The 12812-nt window shown below is 59.0% G+C and carries 6 protein-coding genes; all 6 read left to right on the forward strand.

What is annotated here, in order from left to right; genetic code table 11:
• Positions 1–354: 354 nt before the first annotated feature.
• The 6 genes from MTX78_RS23765 to MTX78_RS23790 all read left to right on the forward strand — a co-directional run bounded on the left by MTX78_RS23765 (position 355) and on the right by MTX78_RS23790 (position 12696).
• A complete protein-coding gene (locus tag MTX78_RS23765; protein WP_243803263.1) occupies positions 355–3660 on the forward strand; it encodes a SusC/RagA family TonB-linked outer membrane protein in 3306 nt (1101 codons plus the stop codon).
• A 12-nt stretch (positions 3661–3672) separates the two neighbouring features.
• On the forward strand, positions 3673–5670 hold the full coding sequence (locus MTX78_RS23770; protein ID WP_243803120.1) for a RagB/SusD family nutrient uptake outer membrane protein: 1998 nt from the start codon (positions 3673–3675) through the stop codon (positions 5668–5670).
• Positions 5671–5818: 148 nt separating this feature from the next.
• Positions 5819–6691 (forward strand): glycoside hydrolase family 16 protein, encoded by an 873-nt coding sequence (locus MTX78_RS23775; protein ID WP_243803121.1) that lies wholly within the window; start codon positions 5819–5821, stop codon positions 6689–6691.
• 130 nt (positions 6692–6821) lie between these two features.
• Positions 6822–8366, forward strand: a complete 1545-nt coding sequence (locus MTX78_RS23780) for a sulfatase family protein (RefSeq protein WP_243803122.1) — start codon at positions 6822–6824, stop codon at positions 8364–8366.
• A 194-nt stretch (positions 8367–8560) separates the two neighbouring features.
• Positions 8561–11014 (forward strand): beta-N-acetylhexosaminidase family protein, encoded by a 2454-nt coding sequence (locus MTX78_RS23785; protein WP_243803124.1) that lies wholly within the window; start codon positions 8561–8563, stop codon positions 11012–11014.
• 143 nt (positions 11015–11157) lie between these two features.
• Positions 11158–12696: an alpha-L-fucosidase gene (locus tag MTX78_RS23790; RefSeq protein ID WP_243803125.1), complete on the forward strand. Its 1539-nt coding sequence runs from the start codon at positions 11158–11160 to the stop codon at positions 12694–12696.
• The last annotated feature ends 116 nt before the right edge of the window (positions 12697–12812 follow it).

Consider the following 12812-nt stretch of genomic DNA (forward strand, 5'->3'; position numbering starts at 1 on the left):
CTCACCAAGTAATACACCTGTTTCTGCCCTCCGCGCTGACCGCATTTGTCGTCGTACCGGCACCGCTTGCTCTTTTCTCAACGCTCCCCGGAGCGGCTACCCTGGTTTGCCACTGCCGGCTGGTAGCTACCACTATATCCTACATGCCCCCTCGGAAGCGCTCAAGCCTGAGTTGCTACCGCACAGCGCCGCGCGTGCTTTGCTAGGAAAACCCCGCCTGATGGCAACCCGCTGACCTAGCCTGTATTGCGGCCCACCCTGTCGGCATTGGTCCCGGCGTTCAGTTCGGGCCTGCTTGCTTCGCTTACCAGAACCGTCTCTTCACACTCACCAAAATTCAATCCCACTTATTGTATGGAATTCTACACTTTTAGCTCAGGTGGGCGCGGCGGCGCAGAGAGCAGCAGGGTCTTGCAGGCGCTGGCCCTATCTGGCATCTTCCTGCTCGCTGCTTCGCCCGAGGTGAGCGCCGCTGCCGACCGGAAGGGCACTCGACCGGGAAGTGCTACCGCGCTGAAAAGGCTGTTGCTGGCAAAAAAGCTCGCCCCAATTACCGTGACGGGTAAGGTAGTGGACGAGAAAGGCAATTCCCTGCCCGGTGCTACTGTACGGGTGAAGGACTCCAACCAGGGTACGGCCACTGATGGCAATGGCGCCTTTGTTTTGCCGAACGTGGCTGACGATGCGGTGCTGATCGTCAACTTTGTGGGGTATAAGGTGAAGGAGGTGAAAGCCACCGCGACACTAGGCACCATTCAACTGGAAACGATCAGCTCAGACCTGGACGAAGTAGTAGTGGTAGCTTACGGCACGCAGAAAAAGGCGAACCTGACAGGGGCTGTTTCCACCATCGATGCCAAGGTGCTGGAATCGCGGCCGGTGCAAAACGTGGGGCAGGCGTTGCAGGGTGCTATTCCTGGCTTGAACCTGCAGAGCGCCGGACTAGGTGGCGAGTTAAATCAGCCGCTGAGCTTTAACATTCGCGGAGCGGGTACCATTGGCACGGGCTCAACTGGCCAGGCATTGGTGCTCATTGATGGCATGGAAGGCAACCTGAACGCCATCAACCCGCAGGACATCGAGACGATTACGGTGCTGAAAGACGCCGCGGCCTCCGCCGTGTACGGCTCACGCGCCCCGTTCGGGGTCGTGCTGATTACCACCAAGAGTGGGAAAGCCGGCAAAACCACGGTTAACTATAACAACAACTTCCGCATCAGTCGGCCCATGGGCCTGCCGAACATGCTGGACTCGTACACCTTTGCTAGGTACTTTAACGAGGCTTCCATAAACGATGGCCAGCAGGCTCAGTTCTCGGATGAGGTGCTGGACCGCATCCAAAAGTACCAGCGGGGTGAGATTGACTACTCCACCGTTCCCAACGCTACCGGTGACCGGTATCAGTACTACACCGGCTCCAACGGCAACACCGACTGGTTTAAGGAGCAGTACCGGGACGATGCCTTCTCCCAGAACCACAACATCAGCGTAAATGGCGGCACCGAGAAAAACCAGTTCTACGCCTCTGGGGAATACCTCGACCAAGGCGGGCTGCTGCGCCACTCGCGCGATGGGTTCAAGCGGTATTCACTCAACGGCAAGCTGAACAGCACCATCAGTAAGTTTGCCCGCTTCACGTACGGCACTCGCTACGTGCGGGAAGACTACACGCAGGCCACGCACCAGAACCGACTGTTCTATCACAACGTTGCCCGCCGCTGGCCCACGGTGCCGGTGTTCGACCCGAACGGCCGCTGGACTGAAGCCGCCGAGGTGGCGCAGTTGGAAGAGGGCGGCCGTGTAGTCAACCAAACCGACTACCTCTACCAGCAGGGCCAACTGACGCTGACGCCGCTTCCGAACTGGAACATCATTGCCAACGGCAACTTCCGGATAACCAACATCAACAACCACTCGGATGTGCTGCCCGTCTACGCCTACGGTGTGACGGGTGTGGCCTATCCACTTGCAGTGAGCGACTTCTCGGCCGGTTTCAGCCGGGCGTACGAGTTCAACCGCAAGGAGAACTACTTCTCCACGAACATCTATTCTGATTATACCTTCAACCTAAACGAGAACCACCAGCTCAAGGTGCTAGGGGGCTTTAACTCGGAGCTAACCAAATACCGCACGCTAGGTGCCTCCCGTAGCGGCCTGATTAGCCCCTCACTGCCTACTCTCAACACGGCCACCAGCAACAGCCGCGCCGAAGAAGGGCAGTACCAGCACTGGTCCGTCGCGGGCTTCTTTACGCGAGTAAACTACAACTTCAAAGAGCGCTACCTGCTGGAGTTGAATGCCCGTTACGACGGCAGCTCCCGCTTTGTGCGCAACGAGCGCTGGAACGTGTTCCCGGCGGTATCAGTGGGCTGGAACGTGGCGCAGGAAAATTTCTGGAAATGGGGCGATGCCGTGCAGACGCTAAAATTCAGAGGCTCCTATGGCGAGTTGGGCAACCAGAACACAACCGACTTTTATCCTTTCTACCCCAGAATACCCGTTGGCGTGAACAACGGCTCATGGCTACTCAACGGACAGCAGCCTAACTCAGCTTCTGCACCTGGCCTAGTAAGCTCTTTGCTGACCTGGGAGCGAGTAACGGACATGAACGTCGGCCTGGATTTGGCCATGCTGAAAAACCGCTTCACGCTGAATTTCGATTACTTCAAGCGCAAGACGTACGACATGGTAGGCCCGGCGCCAGAGCTTCCGGCCACCCTGGGTACCTCAGTACCACGAATCAACAACGCCGACCTGGAGTCGTATGGCTTCGACCTGGAGGCCGGCTGGCGGGACCAAATCAAAGGGTTCCAGTACGGTGTGCGCGCTGTTCTGTCTGATGTTCAGCAGCAGGTCACCAAATACGCGAACCCAACTGGCAACATCAACACCTTCTTCGAGGGCCAAATAATCGGCGATATCTGGGGTTACACGACAGTCGGTATCGCCAAAACGCAGGAAGAAATGGACGCGCATCTAGAGCAGGTCAACCAGAATGTGGTGGGCAACCGGTGGGTAGCCGGGGACATTATGTATGCTGATCTGAACGGCGACGGCAAGATTGATGCTGGTACCGGCGTGCTGGGCAATACCGGCGACCGGAAGGTTATCGGCAACACTAACCCGCGCTACCGCTACAGCCTGGACCTGACTGCCAGCTGGAAAGGGTTCGATGCACGTCTGTTCTTGCAAGGCGTAGGTAAGCGCGACTATATGCCCAACGGTCCTTACTTCTGGGGCGCCAGCGGGGGCCTGTACCAGTCGGCCGGTTTTAAGGAGCACCTAGACTTTTTCCGCGACGAAACTTCCTCCATGGTGCAAGCGGGAGTAGCCGGAGTAAACCTGGACAGCTACTTCCCCAAGCCCTACTTCAATACCAACAAGAACCAACAGGCCCAGACCCGCTACGTTCAGAGTGCGGCCTATATGCGTCTGAAAAACCTGCAGATTGGCTACACCTTGGCTAACCCATTCGTGGCAAAGGCTGGCATTTCGCGCATCCGCTTCTTCGTGTCGGGCGAAAACCTGCTCACTTTCACCAAGATGACCAAAATCTTCGACCCGGAAAGCGTGGGGTTAACAGATAGCTTCAACAGCAACGACGGCAAAACTTACCCCTTCTCCCAGGTCTACTCCGGCGGATTGAGCGTAACCTTCTAATTGATTACAGGAATGAAAAAGAATATTCATACGAAACTGGCCGGAGCCGTTGTGTTGCTGGCTACGTGGGGATTAGCTGGCTGCAACGATTTCTTGGATCGGGAGCCGCTTTCAGATATTACACCTGACAAGTACTTCACCAACGAAACTGATCTGGCTACCTACACGGTGGCTCGATATAGCATGTTTCCTACTCACAGCAACAATTTTGATGTGGGAACCTTCGGCATCGACAACCATACCGACAACCAGGCCACCAGTGGCTTCAACAACCGCTGGGTGCCGGGTGAGTTGCGGGTACCACAGTCGGGCGGCAGCTGGGATTTCAGCCGTATCCGGGAGATGAACTACTACCTCCAGACGGTGGTACCGCGCTGGAAAGAGGGAAGAATAACTGGTTCCGCCCCTAACGTTGGGCACTACGTGGGCGAGGGCTATTTTCTGCGCGCCTACGAGTATTTCAACCGGGTGCAGGCGCTCGGCGATTTTCCGATTCTTCGTACTGCCCTGGCCGATGAGCGGGAGAATCTGATCGAAGCCTCCAAGCGCCGGCCGCGCAACGAGGTTGCCCGCTTCATTATTGCCGACCTCGACTCTGCCATTTCGCTGCTGCAAACAGCCCCTCCCAGCGGTAAAAACCGCATCTCCAAAAATGCGGCCCTGCTGTTCAAATCGCGGGTTGCGTTGCATGAGGCGACTTGGCTTACGTACCACCGCAACACCGCCCACGTACCCGGCGGGCCCGGCTGGCCGGGTGCCGGCAAGATTGACGGCTTTACCATTAACCTAGACGCGGAAGTTGACTACTTCCTGACCCAGGCAATGGAGGCGGCGAAGCTGGCGGCCGATGCGGTGCCATTGGTCAGCAACCTGCGGGAGGACGGCTATAATTCTTCCGCCAACCCCTACTTCGCGATGTTCTCCGACCAGAACATGGAGAAGTACTCGGAGGTGTTGATGTGGCGCCAGTACGACCCGACTTTTGTGGGCATCAACAACAACGTAAACCACTACCTCAACCAGAACGGCGGCAACACCGGCTACACCCGGGGGCTAGTGGATAACTTTCTGATGAAGAACGGTCTGCCGATTTACGCTACCGGTTCTGGCTACAAAGGTGACGACGACCTCAGGGCAGTGAAGCAAGAGCGTGATAATCGCCTGCAACTATTCATGAAGGCACCGGGGGAGCTTCGCCTGACCGACCGCACCAATGGCGATGGTTCGCCCCTTCTGAGTGGTAACCCCGACATCGTTGGCTTGCAGGAAACGCGTGACGTGACGGGCTACAGTGTGAAAAAAGGACTTTCGTACCAATTCGCTCAGACGGTAGGCAACGTGGGCACCACGGGCAGCATCGTATTCCGGGGCACAGAGGCCTACCTGAACTACATCGAAGCTTCTTATCTAAAAGAGAAGACCATTAACGCGACGGCAGACAGATACTGGCGGGCCATCCGGGAGCGAGCGGGCGTGAACCCTGATTATACTGTTACGGTAGCAGCTACTGTGATAGAGCAGGAAGCTAAAAACGACTTCGCGGCCTACTCAGCTGGTCGTTTGCTAACCGACCCCATCTTGTATAACATTCGTCGCGAACGTCGCAATGAGCTGATTGCCGAGGGCATGCGCTACTACGACCTGAAGCGTTGGCGGGCAATGGACCAATTGAAGGCTACTCCCTATATCATCGAGGGCTTCAAGATTTGGGGACCATTACAGGCTCAGTATGCTCCAAACGGCACTTCAGTATTGATTGAGGCAGGTACGCCCGGTAAAACGGCCAATGTGTCGAAAAAATCAGAGAGCCTATACCTGCGTCCTTATCGCATCAACCTGGCAAATAACAATCTGGTGCGGGAGGGCTACCGCTGGGCTTTCGCGCACTACCTCGACCCAATTGCGACGCAGCACTTTCTGATTACCTCCTCCAACGGTGATTTGAATGCCTCCACGATATACCAGAACCCAGGCTGGCCAACGGAGGCTAACGTCGGCGCCCGGGAGTAACCTGCGCCGTCTGCTACTCTTATCTATCGCCGCTCTTTTACCTCTGTATGCGGTGAACGAGCGGCGATAGACTTTGCGCCTGGTACCAATCCAAGACTCAGTATTAGGGAAATAAACAAAAAGTGGTTTCATCCTCTAAGGCCTACATATGCCACGAACCGGAAGCATGCCGCTGCTATATTTCATCCGAAAGCAGCGGAGCAAACTCAACCTGCTGCCGCTGCTGGTTGCCACTCTTCTGCTGGGCAACTGCGCCCGCCAGGAATTAGCGCAAACGAGTTCCGTTAACTGGAAGCTGGTATGGGCCGATGAGTTCAATAAAAACGGCAAGCCCGACCCCGAAAAGTGGGGGTTTGCGTCGCGCAGCTCGCCCGATTGGGCCTGCTACTGCACGGACACACTGGCCACCACGTTCGTGCAAAACGGGGAGCTGTACCTGCGGGGCATCATCAACCGCGACGCGACCGATTCAGTTAAGTACAAGACGGGCTGCATTCAAACCAAAGGCAAGTTTGCTTTCAAGTACGGCAAGGTGGAAGTGCGGGCCAAGCTAGGAAAAGGCAAGGGCTCGTGGCCGGCCATCTGGCTGATGCCGCAACAAAACAAGTACGGCTTCTGGCCCCACAGCGGCGAAATCGACATTATGGAGCAGCTCAACAGCGACTCCATCTTCTACCAGACGCTGCACAGCAACTACATCGACCAACTGAAACAGAAGACCAATCCGGTGTATTTCAATACCAGCCCTTACCAGGTGGGTGAGTACAACGTCTACGGCCTAGAATGGTATCCCGACCGTCTGGACTTCTTCGTGAACGGGCGCAAAACTTTTACCTACCCCAAAGTGGTGGGCACAGACCCCACCCAGTGGCCCTACGACCAAGATTTCTACATCATTCTGAACCAAGCCCTGGGAGGGAAGTGGGTGGGTGAGATTCACGACCAGGATGTGCCGGTGCAAATGGCGGTAGACTGGGTGCGGGTTTATCAGCAAAAAGACCAATTAAGTGCCTCCCGGTAAGTAGGGCGCTGGGGTAACTACCGGCAGGCAAGCCGCAGCTACCCCAGCGTACTACCTACTATTCGCTTGAGCGAAAGCTCGTGGTTCAGAGCTGTTTTAGGACAGCTCAGGGCTTAACACAACCTTGCCAATGAAACACCTACTCTTACTTGCTATCTTTTACTTCTGCAGCTGCCACCTCAGCGGGGCGCAGCAGTCGGTGCAAAAAAAGCCCAACATCATCATTATCGTCTCCGACGATCACGCCTACCAGGCCATCAGTGCCTACGGGCAGGGCCTCATGCAAACGCCCGCCATTGACCGCATTGCCAAAGAGGGTGTCCGCTTCAACAAAGGCTACGTCACTAACTCGATTTGCGGGCCAAGCCGGGCCGTGCTTCTAACCGGTAAGTACAGCAACAAAAACGGCTACAAAGACAACGAAACCTCTAGTTTCGATGCCCGCCAGAATTCCTTTGCCAAGGAGCTGCGTAAAGGCGGCTACCAGACCGCCTGGATCGGTAAATACCACTTGGGCCACGAGCTGCAAGGCTTCGACCACTGGCAGGTGCTGCCGGAACAAGGCGACTACTACAACCCGGACTTCTTGATGATGGACGGTAGCCGCAAGCGCATGGAAGGCTACGTGAGCACCATCACCGAGGACCTGGCGGAAAGCTGGCTCGACCAGCGCGACAAGACCAAGCCTTTTTGCCTGGTGATCGGCCACAAAGCCACCCACCGCGTGTGGCTGCCCGACACCCAGGACTTCGGCCGGTTCGACAACCAAACCTTCCCGATACCCGCTAGCTTCTACGACACCTACGCCGGGCGCAAGGCCGCCCAACTGCAGGAAATGTCCATCGACAAGGACATGAAGATGGGCTACGACCTGAAGATGTTCGCCAACTACGACAGCGTGCGCGAAGGAGCCGTAGCCCGCATGAATGACGCGCAGAAAGCGAAGTTCCGGGCCTACTACGAGCCCATCAAGAAAGACTTAGATAAGCGCCAGCTTACGGGCAAAGCACTGGCCGAGTGGAAGTTTCAGCGCTACATGCGCGACTACCTGAGCACGGCCGCCTCGCTGGACCGCAACATCGGGCGCACACTTACTTACCTCGATAAAAACCAGCTCCAGGACAATACCATCGTCATTTACCTCTCCGACCAGGGCTTTTACCTGGGCGAGCACGGCTGGTTCGATAAGCGCTGGATGTACGAGGAATCGTTCCGCACGCCGATGGTGATGCGCTACCCCGGCGTGGTGAAGCCCGGCACCGTGTCCAACAATTTTGTGCTGAACCTCGACATTGCCCCCACCGTGCTCCAGGCGGCCGGCCTGCCCGTCCCCCCGGACATGCAGGGCGAGTCGATGCTGCCGCTGCTGACGGGCACCAAGGCCAAGGGCCGCGACGCGCTGTACTACCACTACTACGAAAACGGCGAGCACGCCGTATCGCCGCAGTTTGGCGTCAGAACCCAGCGCTACAAGCTCATTCGCTTCTATAAGCGGGCGAACGATTGGGAGCTCTACGACCTGCAAAAGGACCCCCGGGAGATGCGCAACCTCTACGGCCAGAAAGGCTACGAGAAGATAACGGCCGACCTGAAAAAGCAGCTTCGGGGGCTGATAGACAAGTACGAAGACGACGATGCCCGGCAGCTAATGGCCGAGAAAACCGCCGGTATATAAGTCCGCCGAGGTGCTACCCCCCCTGTCTAGGGTAGCGCCAACGCGTTCCTCGCAGGAAGTGCTCACGGCTTTCGAAACCCAGAGAAGCGCCCACAAAGTGCTGCTTTACAAGTAGAGACATGGATATAAAACATAGTCGGAACCTTCTTGCTGGGCTTTTCTTCTCACTCTGTCAGAGCGCAGTCGCCCAGACCGTGTACCCGCTGCCGCACCAGAGCGAGATAGGAGGGGAGCGTTTTGCCGTGGCAGGTCCTTTCCAGTTGAAGGGGTTGCCCGCCAGCGAAGCTTTCACCCAGCAAGTACTGCAGGAGGTGGCGCCGCGGGGCAGTGGTCTAGGGCCGCGCCTACAGGTAACGCGACCCGCCAAAGCGGACGCGCGCCTGCAACGTTCAGAAGCCTACAAGCTGCGCCTCACGCCAACTCAGATAACGATTGAGGCCTACGATGACCGCTCGGTATTCTATGCCGTGCAAACCCTGCGGCAGCTTGCCCAGCAAGATGCTAGCGGGCGCGTTACGCTGCCCACGGGCACCATTAGCGACTTCCCGGACGTGGCGGCCCGCGGCACGGTGGAAGGCTTCTATGGGGAGCCCTGGAGCCACCAAGACCGTCTCGAGCAGCTCCGCTTCTACGGCAAGCTGAAGCTGAATACCTACATCTACGGCCCCAAGGACGACCCCTACCACACGTCGCCGAACTGGCGCAAGCCTTACCCCGAGGCGGAAGCCCGTCAACTGGCCGAGCTGGTCCAGGAGGCCCGGCGCAACAAGGTGGACTTTGTGTGGGCAATTCATCCGGGGCAGGACATTCGCTGGAACCAGGCCGATAGCAGCGCCATCCTGGCCAAGTTTGGGATGATGTACGACTTGGGCGTCCGCTCGTTTGCCGTGTTCTTCGATGATATTTCCGGCGCCGGCACCGATGCCCGCATGCAAGCCAAGCTGCTCAACTTCGTGCAGCAGCGGTTTGTCCGGGCCAAGAAAGATGTGGCCCCGCTCATCATGTGCCCCACCGAGTACAACAAGAGCTGGGCCAACAAAACACCAGGTACCTACCTCGACATTCTGGGCCAGCAGCTGGACCCAGCCATCCGGGTGATGTGGACCGGCAACAAGGTGGTCGACGACATCACCACGGAGGGGCTGGAGTGGGTGAACCGCCGAATCCGGCGCCCGGCTTTCGTGTGGTGGAACTTCCCGGTGAGCGACTACGTGCGCGACCACCTGCTCATGGGCCCGGCCTACGGCCTCGACCCGCAGGCGGCGCCCCACATGTCGGGCTTTGTGTCTAATCCCATGGACAAGGCCGAGGCTTCGAAACCCGCTATTTTCAGCGTGGCGCTCTACAGCTGGAACATGCAGGCATATAAGCCCGAGCAGGCCTGGGAAGCCGCCAGCCGCTACATAATGCCCGGCGCGGCGGAAGCCTTTCAGCTTTTCAGTGCTCACAACAGCGACCCCGGCCCCAACGGCCACCGCTACCGCCGCGACGAGTCGGCGGAGTTGCAGTCCTACCTGCGCACCTTTCAGGAAGCCTACGGCAAGGGACAATACGCCCCCGAGGCGGGCCAGCGTCTCCAGCAGGAATTTCAACGCATAGCCCAGGCCCCTGCCGCAATCAGGCAGCACGGCGGCAACGCGCGGCTGCTAGAACAATTGGCGCCCTGGTTGCGGCAGTTTGAGCTGCTAGGCCGGGCGGGCCAGCACGCCCTGGCCGTGGCCGAAGCGCGGGCCGCGGGCAACCCCACCACTACCTGGGCCGCCTACTTGCCCCTGGCGGCTGCCCTCGACAGCATGGCTACCGTAAATGCCACGCTCAACCAGAACCCGCACCAGCCCGGTGTCAAGACCGGCTCGTTGGTGCTGATGCCCTTCGTGGAGGAAATTCTGGCGCAGTCGGGCGCGTACCTGCTCGGGTACAACCCGGCCCTGGCCGGTGGCCCCAGCCCGGAAACCAGCACGCCGTACCGCCAAAGCCAGAAGCTGGGCAACCAGCCGCTGCTGCACACCAACCAAGCGCTGGCGTACGCGCCCATGCTGGAAGTGGCGTACCTCGATAGCAGCGAGTATCTAGGCTTCAAACCCGCCGCGGCGCTGCAAGTCACGGCCCTGCACTACAATTTGGGCGGCGACAAACTGCCGGCCTGGGCGGCTTTGGAAGCCTCGCGGGACGGCAACACCTGGGAGCCGCTGACGCCCCCGCAGCCGCGCGGCAAAGGCAGCGTACCCGTTACCGACCCGGCCCTGCGCTACGTGCGCTTGCGCAACGCCTCCGGCAAACGGCAAAACTTCCAGCTGAAAGAGCTGCGGCTGCAAGTACAGCCCGCCAAGGGAGCAGGAGAAGCCGTTTTTGCCTGCGACGGCAGCGTGAGCACCTACCAAGCCCTGACCGAGCAGCAACCAACCGCCGTGGCGCTACCCCAGGCGTTGCAGGGCGCGGCCCTGGCCGTGCTAGCCAAAACCAACGGCGCCACCCTGACCATCAGCGGCACCCGGAAGGGCCGGCCGCAGATGCTCTACCGCGGCACCGGCGACTACATCCAGTTGTCGGCCAAACGGTTGAAAAACGTGTCGGCGCTAACGTTTTCGGTGCGCGGCAGCCAGGCGGCGCGCATCTACGAGCTAATCCGGCAGCAACCACCTAGTTAAAAACTACCTAGGCTGCCTTCCGGGCCTTACGCACAGCACACACCACCATTTCCCTACTCCCCAACAAAGCTTCAACTCGCCAGTGCCTACTCCTGCAGAGGAAAAGGCGAGGGGCCACGCTTCTTCCACCATCCGTAACCCTTATGAACGTATCCCTGACTCGCTCCTCGGCCACTGCTGGCATCGCCGGGCTTCTGCTGGCGGCCACTGCCTGCGCGCCGCGCCAAGTGGGCAAAAGCGTTAGCTACGCCGCCATTCCAGCCCAGAGCACCGAGTCCGCCATCGTCACGCAGGCCGCTCACGTGGTACCTACCCCCCGGCAGCTGCGCTGGCAACAACTCGAGCTGACGGCTTTTTTTCACTTCGGCGTCAACACCTTCACCAACAAAGAGTGGGGCACCGGCCAGGAAAGCCCCCAGCTGTTCAACCCCACCCAACTCGACGCCCGCCAGTGGGTGCGCACCGCCAAGGCAGCGGGTATCAAGCAGGTGATTCTCACGGCCAAGCACCACGACGGCTTCTGCTTGTGGCCTAGCAAATACACCGAGCACTCCGTGAAGGCTAGCCCCTGGAAAGAAGGCCAAGGAGACGTGGTGAAAGAAGTGGTGGACGCCTGTCGCGCCGAGGGAATCGGGTTCGGGGTGTACCTATCGCCCTGGGATATGAACTCGCCGCTATACGGCACCGCGGCCTACAACGACTTCTTTATCAACCAACTGACCGAGCTGCTTTCCAACTACGGCCAGGTGGACGAAGTATGGTTTGACGGGGCCAACGGCGAGGGGCCGAACGGCAAGAAGCAGGAGTACGACTTCGAGCGCTGGTACGCGCACATCCGCAAGTTGCAGCCCCAGGCCACCATTGCCGTGATGGGCCCCGACGTGCGCTGGGTGGGCACGGAAACCGGCTACGGCCGCGAAACCGAATGGAGCGTGGTGCCCGCCAACAACCTCGACCAGGCCACCATATCGGCGGGGTCGCAGCAGGCCATGACCATCAAGCCGCAAGGTGATATGCGTGCCGCCATCGTGGGCGGCCGCGAGCAGTTGAAAAAGGCCAAAGGCTTGGCGTGGTACCCCGCCGAAACCGACGTGTCCATCCGGCCCGGCTGGTTCCATCACCCCGCTGAAAACGACAAGGTGAAGACGCCGGAAAAGCTACTGGACATCTATTACAGCTCGGTGGGGCGCAACAGCGTGCTGCTGCTCAACCTGCCCCCCGATACGCGCGGGCTTGTCCACGAAAGCGACGTGAAAGTTCTGCAAGACTGGAAAGAGCTGCGCGACGACACCTTCACGCAAAATCTGGCTGCCGGGGCCCGCGTGCAGGCCCCGGGCAGCCGGAATAGCAAGGCCCTGCTCGACAGCCGCTACGACACCTACTGGACCACCGGCGGGTTCGACAGCACGGCCGTGGTGGAACTAGCCTTGCCGCAAAGCCGAACCTTTGACGTGCTGATGCTGCAGGAGAACATTGCCGTGGGCCAGCGCATCGAAAAGTTTGCCTTGGAAGCCTGGCAGGACGGGCAGTGGCAGCTTGTGACCGAAGGCACCACCGTGGGCTACAAGCGGCTGCTGCGCTTTGCGCCGGTAACCACCGATAAAGTGCGGCTGCGCATCCTCTCCTCGCGGCTCAACCCCACGCTCTCGGAGCTAGGCCTCTACAAACAACCGGCCGGGTAGCGGCCCCTGCTGATTGGCCCGGCAGAAAAAATGGTTGTCTGCCGATGTCTGCGGCTCGGGGGTATCTGGGCCGCGGACAAGGCCTAAAAACCATCCCACATAATCCTTCCACTTGC

This window comes from Hymenobacter tibetensis (assembly GCF_022827545.1).
GTDB lineage: Bacteria > Bacteroidota > Bacteroidia > Cytophagales > Hymenobacteraceae > Hymenobacter > Hymenobacter tibetensis.